Raw genomic sequence first — 22,365 nt, forward strand, 5'->3', positions numbered from 1 at the left:
CATTATGATTCGGAATAGATGTAATTTTATATTTCTATCATGAAATTCCTAAAGTGCACAACAGTCCATTTTTGATTAGAAAATAGGATCCATTGGGAAAGCGATGGATTTTGTTGAGGTCATGGTGGCCGATGAACTAGCGAACCCGCTGCCGCCTCAAGTCCTGAGGGAGGTAGACGCCCCTTCTTACTCCATTCTTTTGTTACATTATGTCGAAGTGGCGCAACTTACACTGATTCTGTGACCTGCTTGAAGAGCCTCCTGAATGGTTCGTACGCAAGCTTCTGGAAGGGTGATTTTATTTGTGTAAGTGTTCGTATCGAAAATCCAATCATAGACCTTTCGTATATGAATGCACTCCAATTCTAACACAGGGGCTGTCGGTGCAGGAGCTGGAGTCAGAGTGGGAATAGGTGTTGGTATCGCTGTAGGTGCTAGGGTTGGGGCGAATGTAGGCGCTACAGTTGGAACCGGAAACAGAGATGGACATTGAGGCGGGAAGAGGAACGGCGGGCAGGTAGGACTCATGGTTGGGACCACACAAGAAATCAGTCTGCGAGGTGAACAGAATCTCGCTGGCACTTGCAACTTCACGTCTGCTTCCACCTGGATTTCTTTGCAAAGGGTGATGTTCAAGAGAATCGATTGATCAAACGGAACGAGTTTGGCGTTACAAAGGACATCAAGAATCCGGCATACGATGTTCTCGTTTCCAAGGGGGTCAGGTAAACAAAGAGCAACATCCTCGTTAAAGGTAACTACCACTGGTTCGACACAGAGAGGGATTCCAAGGGTGTCATCCCGAATGGTCAACACGACACAGGCGACAAACTGGAAGGGGACAAGAGCCACATCCACGATTGTTCCATTGACGATACAGGTGGTTCTCTTAGGATTGGAAGCATCAAATTCGCAGAGTACACTCGGGCAGGAGAATGTAGGTATACGAATCTTTGTCACAAAGGCGTCGAATCCACCAGCATTGACGATCTGGAATGCAGAGGGAGTACTGGGGAAATTGAGGGAGTTGGTGTCTCCTGTTATATAAGCGTTACCAGACGCATCAATGGCAATCCCGAAACCCTCGTCGTCACCACTCCCCCCAAGATACGTAGAATAGAGCATGGTGCCCATAGGGTTCAATTTGATAACAAAGGCATCGTCAAGATCGGCATGTGCTGTCTGAAATGCGTGAAGGGTAGTAGGAAAGTCAGGAGAGTTCGTGTCCCCTGTTACATAAACATTCCTTAAGGAATCAATGGAGATACTCCAACCTGTATCGAAATGACTTCCCCCGAGATAGGTGGAATAGACGAGTGCGCTGCCCGTAGAATTCAGCTTTGTTACAAAGGCATCGTCAAAGCCGGCATGAACGGTTTGGAATGCTTGCGGGGTGGTGGGGAAATTTAGAGAGTCTGTATCTCCTGTAATATACGCGTTTCCGGAAGAATCCACAGCAATATCGGTCCCACGGTCATAACCGCTCCCTCCCAGATAGGTGGAATAGACAAGTGCGGTGCCCGAAGAATTGAGCTTCGTCACAAAGGCGTCCGTATGGCCCCCTCTATATGTCGTAAACAAGGCTCCCGGTGTGGTGGGGAAATTTAAAGAATCGGTACTTCCCGTTACATAAGCATTGCCAAAAGCGTCTACGGTAATGCCAAAACTTTCATCCTCTCCACTTCCCCCCAGAAATGTAGAGTAGACAAGCGTGCTACCTGAGGGATTGAGCTTCGTTACAAAGACATCGTATTCACCTGCAAGAGTAGTCTGAAAAGCTCCAGGGGTATGGGGGAAATTCAGAGACTGGGTACTACCGGTTACATACGCATTTCTCAAGGGGTCAACAGCGATGTCAAAACCGTCATCATCTAAACTGCCCCCGAGATACGTCGAATAAATGAGTGCGGTCCCCGAGGAATTCAGCTTGGTTACGAAGACGTCACTTCCACCGGCTAGAGTGGTCTGAAAAGCTCCCGGTGTGGTAGGAAAATCGCTGGACTCGGTACTGCCAGTTACATAAGCGTTACCAGAGGCGTCTACGGCGATGTCCAAACCGGCATCGAAACGACTTCCTCCGAGGTATGTGGAATAGATAAGTGCTGTACCCGTCGAATTCAGTTTCGTTACAAAGGCATCAGAAATACCTCCCCGATACGTAAAAGAAAAGACTCCTGGGGTGACAGGAAAATCAAGAGAACTGGTGCTCCCCGTTATATAGGCGTTTCCGTCGGAATCAACAGCAATGCCGCTACCCTCATCACTCCCACTACCTCCAAGATAGGTGGAATAAACGAGATCAGGATCAATGATGAGAGGATATTGGGGATCATAGTCGTTACCGACTTGGAAACTGTAAACTTTTTCATCTGTCATATACTGTTTCACAACAAAAGAACTGGTTACCTCTACCTGTTGGCCGTCTCTTATCTGATAGCTCGTAGGTCGTTCATCAATGAGTACACCGTAGGGGGTTTGGATCTGAAGGTTTCCCATTTCATCTAAAGACAGATCATCTGCTCCTCGATAGAAGAGTTGAATCACGTCAGGATGTGTACCTGGCTGGACAACAAATGTATATTTGAGCTGCCCGTTCCAACCCTGAAAGACCAGATCCACCCCTTTCCAGAGTCCCTGGTAGACAACCTCGTGATAAGTTGAAAGATTCGTGTGCCATTTGGATGGTTCGTTCCCGATCAAATAGTTGACTTTTCCCGTTCCCTCATGTTTCCCCTCCGGTATCACTACGGGATTGGCATTTAGAAAGTGTAAGGCCAGGGCAATTCCATGAAACGATGACTCCTCCTCAGAAACGGTTTTGTTACAGGGGAATCTCTTGGGATGACCGTGACACCTTCGGGGAGTTCCCGGAAAAAAGGTGAACACCACTTCCTCGGATGTAAAATAGACTCCATAGCGTGAACCGCGGGCAAAATAATGAACCCTTGTATTTGTTTGTCCTACGTTCGGAACAAATAAAAGGGGAAGATTTCTAAAATTTTCCCAAATTTCCTGTTTGCTCTTTTCTGAAATAGGCATGATTTACCCATCCCTTTTTATATTTGCCATTCAGCGATGTGAAATTACCCTCGCTTTTTATTGTACACAGACGGCATAAAATTGGAGTGGGCTTATGGAAGGGGTAAGAGAAAGCTGTATTCGCAAAAGCTGAAACTTTGGCATGAATCGAGCGAGAAAGAGTCCTTATAACAAGTATGAATATCTAATACTCCCACCATTTGATGTTGGTCGTTGTGGTGAGTTGACCGGCAACAGATAGGGAAGCGTTCACACTAACTGCCAACGAATTTCCGGGTGGCACAATAATGCTTCCGGTATAATCCATTGAAAACTGTCCGGGACCTAACGGTAGGCTAATAAAAACAAGAAGTGTATGTATACGAAGAATAGTCCTTAACCCCAAGAGGTTAGGGCTATTCCTTAGTGTTCCGTGTCAAAGGTGAGTTAACGTATACATGCGATGGAATTGTGGAAAACGTTGAGCGAATTCAAATGGAGATCGGTAATCTTCTTATAAGCGTTGGGTGAAAAATCTATCCGTCAATTTTACTTAGTAAATGGGAGTCAAGGAGTAACGATTTTATTTCCTTCTTAGAAAGTGGAGGGATGTCTCTGGAACTATAAAGACCACTTGAAACTCGAATGGCTCCGGGATATTTTGGATTCGTATTCCACCAGGGAGGTAATACGAACATGTCCCCCCACTCCCATGCAATTTTTGACTCCTCTTCACTAATCAGTTCTTCGTACATTTTTTCACCTGGCCGAATCCCGATAGTTTGTATCTTTATATCCGATTTCCTGTTATTTTTTACTCTTTCTTGAAACTCTTCGATCAGCACATCAACCAGATCCCCAAGCCTGATCACTGGCATTTTTAAAACGAACACATCACCACCTTGTGATAAAACCAACGCCTTCAATACGAGGGAAACGGCTTGATCAATGGACATCATAAATCGTGTCATATTTATATCCGTTACTTTTATCGGCTGTCGATTTCGTAAGTCTTCAATAAAGCGATTCACGACAGAACCGCGGGACCCCAATACATTACCAAAACGAACCGCACAAAAAGTCGTAGAGGAAGTTCCTTTGGCATGAGCCATGGCCGTAATGAGGCGTTCGGCCAATAATTTAGTAGCCCCAAGCGTATTTTCCGGTGAAATCGCCTTGTCACTGCTGGTCAAAAGCATTTTTTTGACATTGTTTTGCAGACAGGCTTGAATGACATTCTGAGTTCCGATCACGTTTGTTTTAATCGCTTCAAAAGGGTTATATTCACATGCGGGTAAATGTTTGAGGGCAGCCGTATGCAAAACGATGTCTACTCCTTGCATGGCTCTTTGCACACGTTCGAGATCACGCACATCACCAAGCAAAAATCTGTACTGCGGAATATGCCCAATTTCTTCTTTTAATACGTACTGTTTATATTCATCTCGACTGAAAAGTCGAATAGTACTTGGCTCATAGTTCAGAATTCTTCGAGCCATTGCCTGACCCATGGTTCCGGTGGCGCCAGTTATCAAAACCGTTCTCCCTTGAAAAATGGCACGTAACTGTTCTTCAAAATGATTTAACATCCGTTCCTCCCTCTTTTTCCATCTGTTCTCGGATGCGGCGGTCCGCCAAATCAAAATGTTGGATCAAGCGGAGACAAGTCTCTTTTAAATATTCGTACATTTTCTGCTGGATTTCAGTCACCTTTAAAAGCCGCTCTACCGTATCCACTTCACCGATATCGTTGATCAGTTTGTGAAAAGCGAAAATAATCGATTGTGTGAATGTTACAATCTCTTCATTTGAGCCATACTTACGAAATGCATGGCTATTGTGGTTATAGAGAGATTCAACAAAAGCTGGAAGGGATCCCGCATACTTCACTTGTAAAGCACATGCTTTTTGTACCAGTTTACAGTTTCGGATGTCTGTGTCTGCTTCTATAGTCAGTTGATGCAAACGATTGCGGATCCATTGAATTCGACTCAGTAAGTCTTCGTATTTTTTCCTTCGGTCATGGGGACTGTCTTTTGGCACCAGATCCTTAACTTTGTCATAGAGATTCATAGGTAAATGTTCCTGGCAATACAAGTGGATCGCCTGTTGGAGGGGCATCAATTCTGTTCCTTCAATATAGGCTCCGCCTTCCGTAGCATCAATAAAACGTCGATCAGGATATTGGGCAATCTGTTGCTCGAACCAAGTTTTAAATTCATACCATATTTTAATTGTAGGAATCAGATTTCCGTCGACCCCTTTAACCCAAAAAGTAGGTTGAGACTGTATGATTTGTACATGTTGTGCCATATATTCTTCTGAATAAGAAGAAAGTTTACTATGTGTTGAATAATCAGGTCCAAATGAAAGATCTTGGCCTACAAATATAATTGGATTGGCTCCTACCCAAAGGGCGAATTCAAAAGCCAAATGGGCCGATGAACTGCCTCCACTTAAACCACAACCGTCACTGACAGCTTCATTAATCCATTTGCTCGTAGATTCGTAAGAGCGAAAAACGGGAATCCAAGGACCGGGAAATTCAACCGGTATGCGTGGATCCATTAAATGAAGTCCCACCAGAACCAAATCAGAAGGAAGTTGCGCCTGTTTAAAATGCACTTCATATGAACTGGGCGTACGTTCTACCACACAAACAGCATCCGGTTGAATGTTTCTTTTCAAACACGGTTTTAAAGCGGATTCTGCTGTCAGGATCAAGGCTTTGCCCTTGGCCTGTGCTAACAACTCCAAGTTCTTATCGAGTGAAGGGCCATTGGAAACAATAATTGCCGGTTTTCCTTTGAACGTATCGCGGAGGGAAGAGAGGCGCGGACTGCGCAGTACACTTTCCACGTTGTCTAACATGTTATACATGCCCACTAACGTGTCATGAACGGAGTTACCTATCCCCGTTATATTTAATTCCAGGGTACTCCATAACCACTCATGAATCTTGAGATAGGCTTCTTTTTCATTGCGGTGTGCTAACCAGGTAAAGAAACATGCCGGTTTCGAAACCCGTAATAAAAAGTCGGAAGTTAAAATATCACTCAGTAATGTTTTCATTTGGGACGGATCCCCGATGACGAAATGAAACGTAGGATTTTGTAGCAAATCCCGTATATCAATCCGGCTCAACATGGTATAAAACAGGTCGATATTTCGTTCAAACACAATCGTTTCTGTATAGGGCTGCTTCCTTTTTGCGTATTCGATTAATGGATACCCGAAACCGCAACCGTAGATAAAACTGACCATCACGTCCTTATAGTCGAGTGTATCTGCCCAATGACTGGCTTCTTGCCATGGATCGATCAAACTGTTCGTGTGAATCGTTTGTGTCCCGATTTGAACGCGGGCAACAGGCCATCCTTGCTCGCCTTGAACAACTTGTAAAGATCTCGGGTTGTTTTCGTTCTCAGGTAATAAAATCCGTAGTTTATCCGGCAAACAAGAGATATTTTGTTCTAATATCGTGTTTTTCAAAATTTTTCAACTCCTGTTTTCTGTGATTCCATCGATTTGACGAGTAGTAAAATGTCATATTCGAGGATATCTGTAGCCCGGATGATATCATGGCCGTTTAGTGTTTCCATGAGTTTTTCCATCGATTGAATGAGTCGATTGAAAGATTCTTCAGGCAGACGTTCCCCCGTTCGTTCCTGTTCTTCAAGATGATCGATCCATAAGAGGCAGGCTTGCTGGAAGCAATTGATCCCTTTTTGATCATCTCCTTGACGCCAAGATTGACATCCTTCTTTAATGAGGGAAATATAAGAACATTCATCATTCATAAGAATCGTAATCCCCCTTTAACCACCGATTCATTACAATTTGAGATCCATCTGAAAAAAACCACTCGGTATTCACGATTGTTGTTCGACTTAACCAATCGATGGCTTCATGGAAATAGATCACAGGATTTTTCATTTGATCATAGTCAGCCCGTCGAAACAGGGGTTCTGGTGTTGAACCTAACCAGGAATACCATCGTTCAAGAAGTTGACTCAGTTTCTGTATTTTTTCTTCTGTATCTTCAAACTCTCCCAAATCCGTTTCCCCCTTTGTTTTCTCAATTGTCATCGCCTGAATTAAAACTTGGGAGCCTTCATGAATGAACCAATCCGATTGTGCTATTGCGGATTGCTGTAACTCATAAAGTTTATGGTGGTAATTTGAAACTGAGTGATGCATGCGAGTTTCATTTTCATGTTGAAACAAAAAATTCGGTTTGGAACACAGCCAGACATACCATTGTTCCACTAAATGTCTAAGGGAAGAGTTAAGTTCACTTCGGTTTTTCAGAAGTAAAGGCTGATCCATAACGGTCATCACTCCCTTTTGAAGCTATTTCATGTATATTCGAATGAACTGGAAATGTATGGATGATTGCCCTAGGATACAGCCTCAAATCATGAAGAATTCCCCTTCTTCCCTTGTATGGAAGAGGGGTTTCGAAAAATTATAGAAGTTTCATCAAAATACGCATTTGCTTCGTAAAGATTTCTTGCTCCAGTTCCGGTCCCTTAATGGTTGAGAGAAGAGCATAGGCGAACTCCCACCTTTGAACCTGTTCGGCAATTAAAGCAAGAAAGAAGACAGTCTGTGGGTCCGAAAATTCATAAAGGGAAGAAAGGTGAAGGTATGATTCCTGGAAAGAAAAGTGATCGGCGAGGACAATCATAAATTGGCGAATACAGTGCAGGTGACCTGGATTCAGTTCGAGTGATTTACGGTAAGCCTCGATGGCATGAACATATTCTTTGCGTGCTGTATATACTTGAGCAATCCCTTGCCAGGCAAGAAACGTGCCTGTTCCTTCGAGATGGGTATATTGCGGAGGTGCATCCCCCAATTGGATGCAATGTTTCCATTTATGCATGGCTTCTTCATATTTTTTGTCATGGAAATCAATGCAAGCGGAAAAATAATTGAGGTCCGTAAAGTCGGGATAATATTCGATAGCCCTCATCAGCTCCATCTGTGCAAGGTCCAACTGACGAGTTTCAAATAAACATAAAGCGATTTTATAGCATACATCCGAATGCAGCGGATGAGAAGGTGACCAGCTATCTTTTAGAATCAACAACAGCTTCAGCGCCTGTTCATATTCGAATAGATTTAAGTAACAGACGGCTTGACAATAGAGAAGGAAAGGCCTTTTTCCTTCTTTTCGGATCGTTTCTTCAATAATTTGCAGATTGCGCTTTTGTTTTTCCTCCAGAACATGTGGATTTTTATAACCTTGATGCTTGATCGTAATATTCGAAACAGGTATTTGAAGTAAATCGACCGTTTCGGACATGGATTCTTCAATGGTTTCATGGATAGGCTCTCGAAACCTGTAGGTTGACCGATTACGGAATAAGGTGAGTTTGTGATCAATGATTGTTTCTTGCTGCCCCTCTACATCTACTACATTTTCATAACGCACATAACAGCCTTCTGCTGAAGAAGATTGAATAAACCCACGAATGTTTCTGATGGTATCTTCTGATAGTTCATCATCACAATCCAGAAACAGAACCCATTCCCCGGTTGCGTGCTGAAGGGCTTTATTGCGCGCGGCGCTAAAGTCGTTCGACCATTCCCAGATGAAAACTTTTGCTCCGTATTGTTTGGCTACCTCTACAGAGGTATCGGTGGAGCCGGTGTCCACAAAAATAATTTCATTCGCGAATAATTGGACTTTTTCTAGTAAAGATGGGAGATATTCCTCTTCGTTCTTACAAATGATGCAAACCGATAGTGTATTTTTCTCCTTATTCAATTCAGTCAACCCCTGATGTAAATCTTGTGGCTCAGAAAATCGGTGATACTGAACCATATTGAAGAAATATGTGTTTTTCTGCCAGTGATGTGCCGTTTCTGACAGTATATGAATTACGTATCTATGATGTTGAGAGGAGGGAAATGAATGGCCACTAAAGTTTTTAATGAAATAGCCTCAGAATTAAAGAGTCAAGTGTTTCAATCGCAACGTTCAAACTTGCAGGCAAGGATCTTTCAATCGCAACGTTCGAACTTGCAGGCAAGGATCTTCCAGTCGCAGCAATCGAACTTGCAGGCAAGGATCTTCCAGTCGCAGCAATCGAACTTGCAGGCAAGGATCTTCCAGTCGCAGCGCTCGAACTTGCAGGCAAGGATCTTCCAATCGCAACGTTCGAACTTGCAAGCAAGGATCTTCCAGTCGCAGCCATCGAACTTGCAGGCAAGGATCTTCCAGTCGCTGCGTTCAAACTTGCAGGCAAGGATCTTCCAGTCGCAGCAATCGAACTTGCAGGCAAGGATCTTCCAGTCGCTGCGTTCAAACTTGCAGGCAAGGATCTTCCAGTCGCAGCGATCGAACTTGATGGCAAGGATATTCCAGTCGCTGCGTTCAAACTTGCAGGCAAGGATCTTCCAGTCGCTGCGTTCAAACTTGCAGGCAAGGATCTTCCAGTCGCAGCAATCGAACTTGCAGGCAAGGATCTTCCAGTCGCTGCGCTCGAACTTGCAGGCAAGGATCTTCCAATCGCAGCGATCGAACTTGTTAGCAAGGGTATTCCAATCGGTCGCTAGCAATATGGTTACGAAACTTGGGGCCCGGTCAACGACAGACCTTATTCAAACGGTTACAACATCAAGCAGTACGACTTTCACCTTCGGTGCTACTCAAAGTACAATCCAGTTGACACAATTCACGATGACTGTCCGGAATACAGGAGCAGCGCCCGCTGTAGCCAAAATCCAGCTAAGCCCTGATGCAACGAATTGGATGGATGATCCGGATTCAACACAGCCAACAATCAGTGCAGGAGGGATGGTCATCTTTACACCCGGCAGATTTACGAAGTATGCACGGATCGCAGTAAGAAGAAATTCCGCAGCGAACACAACAGTGGACATCTTTGCACAAGGGGCTGTCTAGAAATAGTAAAAGCCCTGGAAAACAACACTTTCCGGGGCTTTTTTTAAATGAAAGATCACACTCTGTCCTGAATAGGAATAAGAAAGCATGGGATCAAATCTCGATTTGTGGAGGAATTCTCGTATGAAAGCTTTGGTCACAGGCGGATCTGGTTTCATCGGCAGATGGCTCGTCAAACAATTATTAGACGATGGTCACAAAGTTTGGGTTCTCGATGATCTTTCCAATGGCCGATTAGAAAATATTTATAACTTACAAGTTCATTCGGGATTTCAAGAATTCATGGCAGGAAATATTCAGGACGTCAATCGATTACAATCCCTCTTTAGAAACAAATTCGATATCTGTTTTCATCTCGCTGCCAAAATCAATGTACAAGAAAGTATCGATGACCCAAAGAGAACATTTGAAAATGATATCGTCGGGACGTTCAATCTTTTAGAAGAGTGTAGAGAGAATGGTGTAAAATTCGTTTTGATGAGTACCTGCATGGTCTATCACCATTCCATTCATCCGGAAGGAATTCGCGAATCTGATCAGACAAAACCCGCATCTCCTTACGCAGGCGCGAAGATTGCGGCAGAAAATTTGGTCCTTTCTTATTACTATGCATACGGCTTGCCTGCTGTGGTGTTACGCCCATTTAATACTTATGGTCCATACCAGAAAACAGGCGGTGAAGGCGGTGTTATTCCCATCTTTATTCGAAACAAGTTGTCCGGAGAAGTGTTAAAAATCTATGGGGACGGTACACAAACCCGTGATTTCCTTTATGTAGAGGATTGCGCTCGATTTGTCGCGCTTGCAGGATATTCCGATCAAGTGAACGGAGAGATCCTCCATGCGGGCCTTGGAAAAGATATTTCAATTAACGCTTTGGCCAAGATGATTGTCCAGGATGAGACCAGGATCATACATGTCCCACATATCCACCCGCAAAGCGAAATCGCCAAGTTACTCTGCAATTACTCCAAAGCAAAAGAAAAATTGGGTTGGGAACCGCTTGTCAGTTTGGAAGAAGGCTTAAAACGCACGGAAGATTGGATTCGAAACAATCACCACGAGTAATAAAACATCTTTTAGAGTCAAAGGATGCATGATTCTACCGTTTTTAGGAGGATGAACACGTACGGATGAAAAAAATAGAGGAGATTCCGGCTATTGAAGGGGGAAAGCCTGTTCGTGACCGCTATTTACCATATGGAAGACAATGGTTGGATGAATCTGACCGTAAGGCCGTTTTGGAGATTTTAGATGGAGATTACATTACGACTGGACCAGCCATAACTCAATTTGAAGAGAAAGTAGCGACGTATGTAGGAGCAAAGTATGCGGTGGCCTTTGCCAACGGGACGGCGGCTTTACATGCGGCTTGTTTTTCTGCCGGTATAGGGAAAGGGGATGAAGTGATCACCACACCAATGACCTTTGTCGCCACAGCGAATGCAATCCTGTATACAAGAGGTACACCCGTTTTTGCGGACATCGATCCAAACACCTATAATATCAATCCAGATGCTATTGAGTCACGGATTACAGAACGGACAAAGGCCATTCTCCCTGTGGATTTCGCAGGACAACCGGTCAACCATGAGGAAATCAAACGTATTGCCAAAATGCACCAGCTGGTCGTGATCGAAGATGCCGCCCATGCACTCGGTGCCACGTATAACGGAGTGAAGATTGGTTCACTGAGTGATATGAGCGTGTTCAGTTTCCATCCTGTCAAGCCGATCACGACGGGTGAAGGGGGGATCATTACAACGAATAACGAAACGTATTATGAAAAGCTCATCCAATTCCGTACACATGGAATTACGCGAAATCCGCAAAGATGCAGTTACTTCGAAGGCCCCTGGTATTACGAAATGCAGTTTCTAGGTTTTAATTATCGTATGACTGATTTCCAGGCAGCTCTGGGCATAAGTCAAATGAACAAACTCGATCGGTTTAATGAGCGGAGAAGAAAAATCGCCAGTCGGTATGATGCAGCTTTTCAAAACATAAAATCCATCGTGATTCCACAACAACTGTCAAACATCGAATCAAGCTGGCACCTTTATGTCATTCGTTTGGTTCCGGAACGATTATGTGTGGACCGCAAAAAAATTTACGAGGCTTTGCAAGCGGAAAACATTGGGGTCAACGTGCATTACAGACCTGTTTATACACATCTATATTATCAACAATTAGGGTATCAAAAAGGGATTTGTCCAATCGCTGAAAAATGTTATGAACAAATGATCACATTGCCTCTGTTTCCCGCTATGACTGAACAAGATATTCAGGATGTCATTCATTCGGTTCGAAAAGTTTTGAATTATTATGCGAAATAAGTGTTTGAAAAACTGGTAGTCCATCAGGGGGGATGTTGCACCATGAAAGTGACAGCGATTGTTCAAGCGCATATGGGTTCCCGTCGTCTCCCCGGAAAAGTGATGCTGAAATTAGAAAATCAAACGGTTCTCGCTCACGTGATCGCTCGCTTAAAATGGTCTCGGAAATTAGATGAAATCGTTGTCGCCACAAGTACATTAGCTCAAGATCAATGTATAGCGGAAGAGGCTGTGCGTAATCAAGTGCACGCTTTCCGCGGAAGCGAAGAACATGTGTTAGAAAGATTTTACCAGGCAGCATGTAACTACCAATCCGACGTAATTGTTCGGATCACAGCTGATTGTCCTTTTATTGACCCTGGCATGATCGATAGGATGTTGGAGGTTTTCCTCAGTGAAGGATCTACCTCCGATTACATGAGCAATACATTGGAACGTACCTTTCCCCGCGGTTTGGATGTGGAAATCTTTACAATGCATGCATTAGATAAAGCATATCGACAGGCGGAGCGCGATGATGAAAAGGAGCATGTAACCCTTTATCTATATCGGCATCCCGAACAATTTCGACTGTGTTCGTTTACCAACCCCATCGATTATTCAAAATACCGCTGGACATTAGATACGCGAGAAGACTGGTTGTTTGTACAAGAGGTTTATCGTCGTATCTATATAAATAATCCTTTGTTTACGTGGACAGACATCATTCAATTATTAGAGAGAGAACCTTCATTGAGCAAAATCAATGAGGGTGTTCAGCAAAAAGGGGTAGGAACATAAATTTTGTAACGAGGAATTTCATCATGAATAACAAAAGTCAAGGGGAGAAAGTATCTGTCTATTTTCGCGCGGACGCGTCATTCAAAATCGGTACGGGACATGTGCAACGATGTATCGCTCTGGCTCAAGCCCTTCACGAGTACGGCGTGAAATGCCAGTTTATCACCCGCCAGGATCCCAGTGAATTATCATCTCAGTTAATAAAATCATTATTTACCTGTAATATTCTCCAACCCCATCTTACAAAAGAAGAGGAAATATTTTCTGTGTGCCAAATCATCCAAAACCCTTCATCTACCATCCTCGTTTTAGACTCCTACGACATTGACACCTATGACCTGCGGCAACTAAAAAAAATCGGTGTTCCTTTGGTCCTCATTGACGATTTTGCTCAGTTACCCTTTTATGATTGTGATCTGATTATCAATCAAAATCTGTTTGCGGAAACTTTGAATTATGCGACGAATGAAAATACAAAAGTTTTACGGGGACCGCGTTTTGCTTTGTTGCGTCGTGAATTTTATGAACAGCGTCAAACACTGAAACGTACGCATCCATTTCGCGCGAAACGGATCCTTGTGACCATGGGGGGATCGGATCCGGCACAGGGAACATTGAAGGTCTTAAAGGCGATCCATGATCTAGATGAACATATAAAAAATCGATTGGAGATTACAGTTGTGTTAGGCAAAGCGTTTACAGATCATGTGAAGATAGAGGCTGAAGCGAGACAGTTGAGAAATGTCGCGTTGATTCATCACAGTCAGCAAATGTCTGTATTGATGGCCAATACGGATCTTTCCATTAGCGCTGGGGGAAGTACGGTTTATGAATTGGCCGCACTTGGGGTTCCCAGCCTGATCGTGTCGATTGCTGGCAATCAAATAGCCGTGGGGGAAGCATTACAACACAAGAAAGCTTCTGTTTACCTTGGGCGTATTGAACAGGTTTCTATTGAAGAAATACGACAGAAGATTCAGTGGTTGCTTTTAGACCGATTCGTGCGAAAACAATTGAGCCGGCAATCCTTTAAACTGGTAGATGCCCGGGGAGCGGACCGGGTAGCCCGTATAATTCTTGAGGAGTTGATCTGAAGGTGAATGGGATTGACAGGAGAGAAAAACGGATTCGTATAGGAAAATGGCTGATCGGAGAAGAGGAACCTTGTTTCATCATCGCAGAAGCAGGGGCAAATCATAATCGGGATCTGGGAATGGCGAAGGCATTGATTGACGTGGCAGCTGAAGCTGGATGCAACGCTGTCAAATTTCAAACCTACTCAGCAAATACCCTCTATTCCCGCAAAACCCCTCATTTTACTTATCTGGGTAATCAAAATGTATATGAACTCATTCGACAATGTGAACTGCCGAGAGCGTGGCAGCGAGAACTTTATGAGTATGCACAAACACGTTCCATTCTTTTCCTATCTTCTCCTTTTGATATACGAGCAATCGATGAACTGTATGAAATAGGTATAGAGGCCTTTAAAATTGCCTCCTTTGAACTGGTGGATACGACTCTCATCCAACATGCGGCAAGCAAAGGAAAACCGTTGATTCTCTCGACGGGGATGGCCAACCTCGGGGAAATCGAAGAAGCCATTCAGATAGCCGTGAATACGGGGAATGATCAAATTATCTTGCTTCATTGTAACTCCTTGTATCCCACACTTCCAGAGAACGTGAATCTACGAGCGATGATCACGATGAAGCATGCTTTTCCCTATCCCGTTGGTTTTTCCGACCACACCATAGGTACCACCATTCCCATAGCGGCTGTTGCCATGGGTGCTCATGTTATTGAAAAACACTTTACGCTCAGCCGAAACTTATCTGGACCCGATCACGGACCCTTTGCCCTTGAACCTGAAGAATTAAAAATGATGGTTCATCAAATTCGTAATGTAGAAAAATCTTTCGGCGATGGAATCAAAAGGCGATCCATAGCGGAAGAGGAGATGGTACAAAAAGGAAGACGGAGTGTGATCGCCGCGAGAGACATTCCTCAAGGTACGAAGATTACGCGGGATATGATTATGATTAAACGACCCGGTACCGGGATTTCTCCTAAATATGTGGACCTGATTGTCGGCAGAGAAGCAAAGCAACATATTCAAGAGGATGATCCGATTACGTGGGACATGATTTAGTGAGGTGTCTTCATGTTCGTCTGTCGTGAAGCAGAGTGGAAGGATTGTAACATGATTTTGGATTGGAGGAACGATCCGGTTACACGCATCAACTCATTGGATAGTCGTGAAATTTCTCAAGAAGAACATGAAGCCTGGTTTCGCCGTAGTTTATCGCTGCCGGATCGTATACTTTTTATCATTGAAAAAGATCATGTTGCGATAGGCGTTTTACGTTTCGATCAAATTGACGAAAAACGAATGGAGGTAAGTATTCATCTGGCACCAGAAGCGAGAAACCGCGGATATGGACAAAACATCCTAAAAATGAGCTGTGAACTTGCAAGAACATGTCGCCCGCAGATACAAACACTGGTGGCAAAGATAAAAAAAGAAAACCTTCTATCCATAAAAAGCTTCACGAAGGCCGGTTTTCGGATAGAAAATGAAGGAGGAAATCTCGTGTATATGTTTCTTGACATGTAAAAACGTGAGAATTTACTTAGTTATCCCTAAAAAATACAGGAATAAATGAGGGTGTCCCTGAGTTCAAGATGTTCATTACAAGACCCCTGAACCCATATGTTCAAGGCTTCAGCGTGTAGACAAAGTACCGAAGGTACAAGGTCTACACGTTGAGCGGTCTGGAAAAAAGCGGCCTTTTATTTTGGCAAACCCTTCAAACGTTCCGGAAGTGTTTTATATATCGTTTTTTATTTACGAGATGTGTCGAACAATCGGTTCCTTGCTCCCTCGAATTTGAATGACAAAGCCGGATGCCAATACACAGAGTATACCTGCAACGATAAATATGAATGTGTAGGTTCCGAGAAACGAGTGCATAACACCACCTCCGAAAGCCGCAGTTGCAGCTCCCAGTTGGTGAGAAGCCCAAACCCAACCAAATACGATCCCGCTATGTTTTCCGAATGAGCGGTCACACAAACGTACGGTTGGTGGTACTGTTGCCACCCAATCCAAACCGTAAAACACAACGAAAAGAGTCAAACCCAAAAACGTGGAATCCAAAGCATAAGGCAGGAACACTAGAGAAAGTCCTCGCAATCCATAGTACCAAAATAAGAGCCATCGACTGTCCCAGCGATCCGAAAGCCAACCGGATACTGTGGTTCCAATGATGTCAAAAACCCCCATAACAGCCAACATACTCGCTGCCGTTACTTCTGGGATGCCATGCTCCACACATGCAGGGATTAAGTGGGTACCAATTAAACCATTGGTAGATAAACCACATATAAAGAAACTTCCTGAAAGAAGCCAAAAATGTTTCGAACGAATCCCTACTTGGAGACCTTTTATCGCTGAAATGAATGGGTTTTCGATCGAATTCTTCATGGGCTCAATCGGTTCTGTCGCTCCATATGGCAGCATTCCCACATCGCAAGGTCTTTCACGCATGAAAAAAACAATGAACAAAATGACAATGAGGGACGCGATTGAGGTCACCCACACAGTCATTTGCCAATTGATATCGGTCGCTAATTTAGCGAGCAACGGTAAAAAAACAAGTTGACCCGTTGCCCCACTTGCCGTAAGGATTCCAATGACTAACCCTTTCCGTTTTTTAAACCACCGATTTGTGACAACGGCTCCCAGAACGGAAGAGGTGAATCCTGTTCCAATTCCGACCACCAATCCCCACAACAGAATGAATTGCCATGGAGATTGCATCCATGCGGAGAGTCCAGTGCCCATCATTAACATCAACAAAGCGACAATCATGATTCGTTTGGATTCCAAACCTCTCCATTAGGGCTGCTGCAAATGGTCCACATAGTCCGTATAAAGCCAAATTGATGGCAATCGGGAATGTGGTAATCGTTCGGTCCCATCCAAAATGCATTTCCAAGGGCATGATAAGCACTCCGGGTGTCGAACGAATGCCCGCCGAAACCAAAAGTGTCAAAAACGTGATTCCCGCAATAATCCATCCATAATGAATCGTTCTCTTGGCAGACGTTTTCGTCCATTCGTGGTCAACCATTGCAATGACTCCCTCCTTGACAATATATTACATAAAGACGTGATATTTGTAAAAATGAAACATTTGAACAATTGATTCAATTTTATTGAAGTGTAAGGTCATTTAGTGAGTTTTGAGGGTACTGAGCATAGAAAAATAAAATCACGATGGTCTCATGTTCCATAGCTAAACAATGGTTCTCAAAGAAAAAACCCAGCCAGTAGAGGCCGGGGCTCGAACCTATTTCACAACCTACCACTCAACTGTTTTGTCTGTAATAATTCCGTCTGTTTTTGTATACGCAGTGAGTGACCCTTCTTTTGCCTGGATACATATGTAGTAAAGATCCTCAGAAGAATTATTCCGGATAGCGCGTACTCCATCTGGGGCAACACGGATTGAAGTTCCTTCACGAACATCGATAATTTTACCGTCAACCTGTAACTGTCCGGATCCTTTGACAATAATAAAGAGTTCTTCATTTTGTTTGTGTTTATGTCGGAAATGAGAACCTTCTCCTGGTGGCAATCTATTAAGAGACACTTCCATTCCAGTCAATTGCAGAGTGTCTTTTAGAAACACCTTCTGCATATTTGCCCAATCTACCTGTATACTCGTAAAGTTTTGTCCTTTCGACATTTGTCCATTCATGATAATCATACCTCACTTATTTTGATTTTTTCTAAAATATATAATCGCATCATAATTTCAACCACCCCTACATGGTTCAAAGAAATGCATCAGTTTTGCTTTGGAAGAATTGCTACCGTACATCTTGATGCACAAATCAATTTTTCATTTTCATCTGTTATCTTGATTTCCCAGATCATTGTCGATTTTCCTTAATGAATAGGAATTCCTATGGCTGTAACCATGCCATCCTTTTTCCCACGAATATGGTTAGCATTGATTTTAAGTCCTACCACATATTCTTTTTCCATATCTATGAGATTCCACGTTCCCACACTTGCAACGGTTTCCGCTAACACCACAGATGCTCCACCGTGTAGCATACCAAATGGTTGCCGAGTAGCATCATGAACCGGCATTGTCGCTACCACTTCATCTTAGGATACCTTAATAACATCAATTCCAAGAACTTCTAAAATGGTATTCTTTGTGCTCATTCTTTTCGTCCATTCGTGATCAACCATTGCAAATACTCCCTCCTTGACAATATAATACGTAAAGGCGTTTTATTTGTAAAAACGAAATATATGAACAATTGATTCAAATTTATTGAAGTGTAGGGATGTGCATGGATATTCGAGCGTTAAAAACCTTCCAAACTGTTGTTAGACTGGGGAGTTTTCAACGGGCTGCCGAGGACCTCCAATATGCGCAGTCAACAGTTACGATGCAAATACAAAAGCTCGAATCTGAACTAGGGGTCCAACTGTTTGAAAGAGGTAAAAAGATACGTCTGACTGAAGCTGGACGTATCCTGAATCGGCAAGTGACATATATTCTGAACGATATTGAGCAATTGCGTCAAACCATGGCGGATATACAGTCTGGGGAAACAGGAAACATTCGCATCGGATGTATGGAACCTACGGCAAGTCTCCGTCTTCCCGACATACTTGCTCAATATTGTAAGGCACGCCCCAAAGTACAGGTGACACTAGAAATCGGCAATACAGTCACGATCACAGAACGAGTATATTCCGGGGATCTTGATATCGGGATCTGTACAGCACCCGACACAGACTTCGGACTCAATTTTGAACCGTTATTTGTCGAAGAACTTGCTTTGCTCGTACCTATTACACATCCATTGGCAAAAAAAGAGGAAATGATTGCGGAAGATTTAAGAGGAGAGCGGCTGGTGCTCACCGGGAGAAATTGTGCTTATCGAAGAAAACTCGAACATCTGTTATTGGAGAAAGGAAACAGCGTATATCCGATCATACAGACAAGTAGCATAGAATCAATAAAACGATTGGTGCAAGTAGGTTGCGGGATTGGAATCATCCCTCGCGTGTCCGTTAGTTCTCCTCCCTCGGGAACTGTTTTGAAATCGGTGCAAGATTTGGAACTGGATGTAACCATCGGAATTTTGCACCGATTCGATGAATATGTAAGTCCTGCAATGGAGAGCATGATTCACGCTTTGCGTGTTTCACTAAAAGTTTCACAATAGATGCGGCGAATATTAAGTTACACCTACCTTACCTTGAAAATGTGTAGTTTGGTGGGCGGATGCTTTTGTTCACGCTCCGTGGAGGTCGTCTCAAGTGGGTATATGCTTTGCGCTCATGCTCCGTGAAGGGTCGTCTCGCATGGAATTATAATCATATGTTGCGAGACGACCTTCAAAGTCGCTGTCTCACGCAAAGCATTACGCCCACCTAAAGACACTTTTCATCCACTGATGGCGCCGCTTGCGGTATGGAGGGCTATCTTGAAAACTAGTGCTTGGGTGGGTGTATCGCTTTGCGCTTGGGTTCGATGAAGGTCGTCCCGCTGGGATTCTTTACAGAGGTTGCGGAACGACCTTCAACTCACCTCTTCGCTGCAAAGCGATACAACCCACCCAAAAGATACTCCATTGCATTAGGAAGCTTAAATCTCTCTTCCCTCACAAGAAACTTTTCATCCACTGATGGTGCCACTTGCGCATGAAGGAAGATATGATGATGCATCCTCTTCCTGAAAACGTCACATCTTCCCCGAAGCTTCGAGAGAATGTTGTAGTTGATATTCTTTGTATGCATAGGTGAAAAGCTTGCGCTCCACCCTCCCTTTTTCACCGATCAGTTGGTACCAGCATTCTCCAACATAAAGAGGGTTCGCAATCATCTTCTCCAAAAGATAGGATATATTTTCAGCACATTCTTTCTCGTTGTCATGCTTGGTTTTGCAGGATAATGCCAGAACAAAATACGATTTGTCTTCTTCTAGCTCGAGAATTTGAAGGTAATAAGAGCCTTTTGCTTTTTTATTGAATTCTCTCACTACCTTTTCAAGGCTTTTATCAACTTTGATCTGATAGTTTTCTGCTTCTTTCCAACACGTAATACGGGAATCATTGAGCGAAAGCGTTATGATAAAATGCTTGGCGTAGTCATGGGGATGAAATTCTTCTCCGTGATCGTTTTTATCTTCTAAAGGGATTACGACAAATTCTTTATAGTTATCAAAAAAGTTTATGCTCATATAAATCCCTTTCTGTGATGTTGTTGGAAGTAATGATCTCTCTCTTTTCATCTTGGATTCTATTCCATTCACCCGACTACCCCTTAATTTTCTATATTCTCTGAAGAGGCGAATACTCCTTCCTTCATACGTGAGAATATCATGATTCTCGTAGCCTTGCATGAATCCACAAAAAAAGGTTGTCCCGCCCGGGGGATTTCCCCAGGTTGCGTGACGACCCGTCATTTCTCGGCTTTATTTTAATCTGTGGTGTAGAGGACACATGCTTTGCGTTCGTGCTCCCTGAAGGTAATATTCGCAAGAGGTTTAAGAGTTTGCTTTACGATTGTTTCGTGCGCGTAATAGCCAGATACCGGCAATCATAACGGCGATGGCCGCAAGCAGAGGGATGAGATATCGATGCAATCGATGTTGTACGTAATGCCATTCATGGCCGACGAAACGGCCGATGAAAAGAAAGAGCATTGCCCAGACAAGGGATCCGATCAGCGAATAGAGAATAAATGATTTCAAAGCGGTACGATTGATTCCTGCCAGATAGGGAACGAGGACGCGAACGCCGGCAAGAAAACGTGAGAAGATAAGAATGGGTATCGTATACTTCTTGAATTTCTCTTCTGCCTGGTCTAATTTTTCATGTGTGATGCGGACATATTTACCGTAGCGTAAAATGAAGGGTCTGCCAAAATACAGGCCGATGAAATAGGCAACCAAAGAACCGGCAAATGTTCCGGTGAGGGCACTAAGGTAAAGCGGCAGAAATGCAAAAGTACCTTTCGCCCAGGCAAATCCAGATACGGTCAGAATCGTTTCCGCCGGAAATGGAATTCCAAGGTACTCAAGAAAGAGCGCCCCGAAAATCCCGATATATCCGTATGTTTCAAGAAGGTGATGGACATTCATGTTCATTTCCTCTTTTCTATTATGAAATTGTGTAGTTTGGAGGGCGTATGCTTTGCATTCGCGCTCCGTGGAGGTCGTTTCAACGGGTATATGCATTGCGCTCATGCTCCGTGGAGGTCGTCATTGCGGGCATATGCTTGGCGTTCATGCTCCGTGGAGGTCGTTTCAGCGGGTATATGCATTGCGCTTATGCTCCGTGAAGGTCGTCTCGCATGGAATCATAATCAAATGTTGCGAGACGACCTTCAAAGTCGCTATTACGCGCAATGCATATACCCTTATTGCGTCCGAAAGGAAGCGAGACGACCTCCAAAGTCGCTGTTTCACGCCAAGCATGACGCCCACCCAAAGAGACTTTTCATCCTCATATGGCGTCAATTGTGGCCTGGGAAACTACCTGCTTTTCTTTTCCTGATAACGCTGGTAAAACCAGATGGCAAAAGCGAGCCACCATCCGCTGGCCAGGTATCCTCCCAGTATGTCACTCGGATAATGTACCCCTAAGTAAACGCGGCTTATGCCAATGGCGAGAATCATGAGGGTACTGAGAAGAAGCCATAGACTGCGTCCGAGGCGCGTGCGGATATGACGCCACAGCAAGAAAGAGAGTACTCCGTACATTGCAAATGCAGCCATCGAATGCCCGCTGGGAAAACTGTATCCGCCCGCGGTGATCAGGCGATGCAGATCGGGGCGCGTTCGTGCAAAAATATGTTTCAGTATCTGATTCATGATCCCCGCTCCCGCCAATACAATCCCAAAAAAGATCAACTCCATCCGATGATGCAGGATTTTATACAACAATATCATCACCAAAATGGAAAGGACAATCACTGCGGGTGTAGATCCAATATAGGTAAAAAACTTCATGATGACGGTCAGCCAAGGGGATTCAAATCCTTGAATGTAGGATGTTACGGTATTGTCGAATTGCGCGATTTTATGTTCACTGATGAACAGAGCCACGAGTCCAAAACCGATAGCCGACAAAAGACCCAATACAAACGCAAGTGTAAGTCCGTACCTCACATTCATCGTCGTTTGCTCCTCACCTGATTATCCAATCGGTTCTGTTTCTTTCGCATCGATTGAAGCCTTTCTTCTGTTCGAAAAAATACGGTATACTGATTGTATTCTA

The 22,365-nt window shown here is 43.8% G+C and carries 18 protein-coding genes and 3 pseudogenes; 9 read left to right on the forward strand and 12 right to left on the reverse strand.

Features of this window, described 5'->3' with window-relative positions; all coding sequences use genetic code 11:
- Window positions 1-207: 207 nt before the first annotated feature.
- The 6 genes from DNHGIG_RS10455 to DNHGIG_RS10480 form a co-directional block, all read right to left on the reverse strand.
- On the reverse strand, window positions 208-3,039 hold the full coding sequence (locus DNHGIG_RS10455; protein WP_282199566.1) for a BMQ_0737 family morphogenetic spore coat protein: 2,832 nt from the start codon (window positions 3,037-3,039) through the stop codon (window positions 208-210).
- Between the two features lie 515 nt (window positions 3,040-3,554).
- Entirely contained in the window at window positions 3,555-4,607 is a 1,053-nt protein-coding gene (locus DNHGIG_RS10460; protein WP_282199567.1) for an SDR family NAD(P)-dependent oxidoreductase, read from the reverse strand.
- Window positions 4,591-6,510 (reverse strand): motility associated factor glycosyltransferase family protein, encoded by a 1,920-nt coding sequence (locus DNHGIG_RS10465; protein ID WP_282199568.1) that lies wholly within the window; start codon window positions 6,508-6,510, stop codon window positions 4,591-4,593. Before DNHGIG_RS10465 ends, DNHGIG_RS10460 begins: the two co-directional genes overlap by 17 nt.
- Window positions 6,507-6,818: a hypothetical protein gene (locus DNHGIG_RS10470; protein ID WP_282199569.1), complete on the reverse strand. Its 312-nt coding sequence runs from the start codon at window positions 6,816-6,818 to the stop codon at window positions 6,507-6,509. The genes DNHGIG_RS10465 and DNHGIG_RS10470 overlap by 4 nt, the downstream gene beginning before the upstream one ends.
- The gene (locus tag DNHGIG_RS10475) at window positions 6,811-7,356 is read right to left on the reverse strand and encodes a hypothetical protein (protein ID WP_282199570.1); all 546 of its coding nucleotides are present in this window, start codon (window positions 7,354-7,356) and stop codon (window positions 6,811-6,813) included. Before DNHGIG_RS10475 ends, DNHGIG_RS10470 begins: the two co-directional genes overlap by 8 nt.
- A gap of 130 nt (window positions 7,357-7,486) precedes the next feature.
- Window positions 7,487-8,794 carry a glycosyltransferase gene (locus DNHGIG_RS10480; RefSeq protein ID WP_282199571.1) on the reverse strand — a complete coding sequence of 436 codons (1,308 nt, stop codon included), beginning with the start codon at window positions 8,792-8,794 and terminating at the stop codon, window positions 7,487-7,489.
- A 147-nt stretch (window positions 8,795-8,941) separates the two neighbouring features.
- Between DNHGIG_RS10480 and DNHGIG_RS21000 the strand changes: the two are divergent.
- From DNHGIG_RS21000 to DNHGIG_RS10520, 8 genes and pseudogenes are all read left to right on the forward strand, one after another.
- A pseudogene (locus DNHGIG_RS21000) lies at window positions 8,942-9,406 on the forward strand (magnesium and cobalt transport protein CorA); the annotation flags it as partial.
- 183 nt (window positions 9,407-9,589) lie between these two features.
- Window positions 9,590-9,934 (forward strand): DUF6385 domain-containing protein, encoded by a 345-nt coding sequence (locus tag DNHGIG_RS10490; protein WP_282199573.1) that lies wholly within the window; start codon window positions 9,590-9,592, stop codon window positions 9,932-9,934.
- A gap of 123 nt (window positions 9,935-10,057) precedes the next feature.
- Complete coding sequence (locus tag DNHGIG_RS10495; protein WP_282199574.1) at window positions 10,058-11,002, forward strand: dTDP-glucose 4,6-dehydratase; 945 nt, start codon at window positions 10,058-10,060, stop codon at window positions 11,000-11,002.
- Between the two features lie 65 nt (window positions 11,003-11,067).
- A complete protein-coding gene (pseC, locus tag DNHGIG_RS10500; RefSeq protein WP_282199575.1) occupies window positions 11,068-12,270 on the forward strand; it encodes a UDP-4-amino-4,6-dideoxy-N-acetyl-beta-L-altrosamine transaminase in 1,203 nt (400 codons plus the stop codon).
- A gap of 42 nt (window positions 12,271-12,312) precedes the next feature.
- Entirely contained in the window at window positions 12,313-13,050 is a 738-nt protein-coding gene (locus DNHGIG_RS10505; protein ID WP_282199576.1) for a cytidylyltransferase domain-containing protein, read from the forward strand.
- 23 nt (window positions 13,051-13,073) lie between these two features.
- Window positions 13,074-14,144 (forward strand): UDP-2,4-diacetamido-2,4,6-trideoxy-beta-L-altropyranose hydrolase, encoded by a 1,071-nt coding sequence (gene pseG / locus DNHGIG_RS10510; RefSeq protein WP_282199577.1) that lies wholly within the window; start codon window positions 13,074-13,076, stop codon window positions 14,142-14,144.
- A gap of 2 nt (window positions 14,145-14,146) precedes the next feature.
- Window positions 14,147-15,202, forward strand: a complete 1,056-nt coding sequence (locus DNHGIG_RS10515; protein WP_282199578.1) for an N-acetylneuraminate synthase family protein — start codon at window positions 14,147-14,149, stop codon at window positions 15,200-15,202.
- Between the two features lie 12 nt (window positions 15,203-15,214).
- On the forward strand, window positions 15,215-15,667 hold the full coding sequence (locus tag DNHGIG_RS10520; protein WP_282199579.1) for a GNAT family N-acetyltransferase: 453 nt from the start codon (window positions 15,215-15,217) through the stop codon (window positions 15,665-15,667).
- Window positions 15,668-15,898: 231 nt separating this feature from the next.
- Here DNHGIG_RS10520 and DNHGIG_RS10525 read toward each other — a convergent pair.
- The 3 genes and pseudogenes from DNHGIG_RS10525 to DNHGIG_RS10535 all read right to left on the reverse strand — a co-directional run bounded on the left by DNHGIG_RS10525 (window position 15,899) and on the right by DNHGIG_RS10535 (window position 18,226).
- Window positions 15,899-17,186: pseudogene (locus DNHGIG_RS10525) on the reverse strand (MFS transporter).
- Between the two features lie 231 nt (window positions 17,187-17,417).
- On the reverse strand, window positions 17,418-17,825 hold the full coding sequence (locus tag DNHGIG_RS10530) for a cupin domain-containing protein (protein ID WP_439647734.1): 408 nt from the start codon (window positions 17,823-17,825) through the stop codon (window positions 17,418-17,420).
- Between the two features lie 80 nt (window positions 17,826-17,905).
- Window positions 17,906-18,226: pseudogene (locus tag DNHGIG_RS10535) on the reverse strand (hotdog fold thioesterase).
- A 197-nt stretch (window positions 18,227-18,423) separates the two neighbouring features.
- On the opposite strand from DNHGIG_RS10535, the gene DNHGIG_RS10540 reads away from it, so the two are divergent.
- A complete protein-coding gene (locus DNHGIG_RS10540) occupies window positions 18,424-19,308 on the forward strand; it encodes a LysR family transcriptional regulator (protein WP_282199581.1) in 885 nt (294 codons plus the stop codon).
- Window positions 19,309-19,826: 518 nt separating this feature from the next.
- On the opposite strand, the gene DNHGIG_RS10545 is transcribed toward DNHGIG_RS10540, so the two are convergent.
- The 3 genes from DNHGIG_RS10545 to DNHGIG_RS10555 form a co-directional block, all read right to left on the reverse strand.
- Window positions 19,827-20,396 (reverse strand): hypothetical protein, encoded by a 570-nt coding sequence (locus tag DNHGIG_RS10545; RefSeq protein ID WP_282199582.1) that lies wholly within the window; start codon window positions 20,394-20,396, stop codon window positions 19,827-19,829.
- A 234-nt stretch (window positions 20,397-20,630) separates the two neighbouring features.
- Window positions 20,631-21,227: a DedA family protein gene (locus tag DNHGIG_RS10550; RefSeq protein ID WP_282199583.1), complete on the reverse strand. Its 597-nt coding sequence runs from the start codon at window positions 21,225-21,227 to the stop codon at window positions 20,631-20,633.
- Between the two features lie 393 nt (window positions 21,228-21,620).
- Window positions 21,621-22,262: a phosphatase PAP2 family protein gene (locus tag DNHGIG_RS10555; RefSeq protein WP_282199584.1), complete on the reverse strand. Its 642-nt coding sequence runs from the start codon at window positions 22,260-22,262 to the stop codon at window positions 21,621-21,623.
- Window positions 22,263-22,365 lie beyond the last annotated feature (103 nt).

Origin of the sequence: Collibacillus ludicampi (assembly GCF_023705585.1) — a bacterium.
Lineage (GTDB): Bacteria > Bacillota > Bacilli > Tumebacillales > BOQE01 > Collibacillus > Collibacillus ludicampi.

Coding starts and splice junctions, on each gene's coding strand:
- DNHGIG_RS10505 (WP_282199576.1), top strand. CDS start 12,313: ATGAAAGTGACAGCGATTGTTCAAGCGCATATGGGTTCCCGTCGTCTC.
- DNHGIG_RS10540 (WP_282199581.1), top strand. CDS start 18,424: ATGGATATTCGAGCGTTAAAAACCTTCCAAACTGTTGTTAGACTGGGG.
- DNHGIG_RS10470 (WP_282199569.1), bottom strand. CDS start 6,818: ATGAATGATGAATGTTCTTATATTTCCCTCATTAAAGAAGGATGTCAA.
- DNHGIG_RS10475 (WP_282199570.1), bottom strand. CDS start 7,356: ATGACCGTTATGGATCAGCCTTTACTTCTGAAAAACCGAAGTGAACTT.
- DNHGIG_RS10455 (WP_282199566.1), bottom strand. CDS start 3,039: ATGCCTATTTCAGAAAAGAGCAAACAGGAAATTTGGGAAAATTTTAGA.
- DNHGIG_RS10555 (WP_282199584.1), bottom strand. CDS start 22,262: ATGAATGTGAGGTACGGACTTACACTTGCGTTTGTATTGGGTCTTTTG.
- DNHGIG_RS10495 (WP_282199574.1), top strand. CDS start 10,058: ATGAAAGCTTTGGTCACAGGCGGATCTGGTTTCATCGGCAGATGGCTC.
- DNHGIG_RS10530 (WP_439647734.1), bottom strand. CDS start 17,825: ATGATTATCATGAATGGACAAATGTCGAAAGGACAAAACTTTACGAGT.
- pseG (WP_282199577.1), top strand. CDS start 13,074: ATGAATAACAAAAGTCAAGGGGAGAAAGTATCTGTCTATTTTCGCGCG.
- DNHGIG_RS10490 (WP_282199573.1), top strand. CDS start 9,590: ATGGTTACGAAACTTGGGGCCCGGTCAACGACAGACCTTATTCAAACG.
- pseC (WP_282199575.1), top strand. CDS start 11,068: ATGAAAAAAATAGAGGAGATTCCGGCTATTGAAGGGGGAAAGCCTGTT.
- DNHGIG_RS10520 (WP_282199579.1), top strand. CDS start 15,215: ATGTTCGTCTGTCGTGAAGCAGAGTGGAAGGATTGTAACATGATTTTG.
- DNHGIG_RS10460 (WP_282199567.1), bottom strand. CDS start 4,607: ATGTTAAATCATTTTGAAGAACAGTTACGTGCCATTTTTCAAGGGAGA.
- DNHGIG_RS10550 (WP_282199583.1), bottom strand. CDS start 21,227: ATGAATGTCCATCACCTTCTTGAAACATACGGATATATCGGGATTTTC.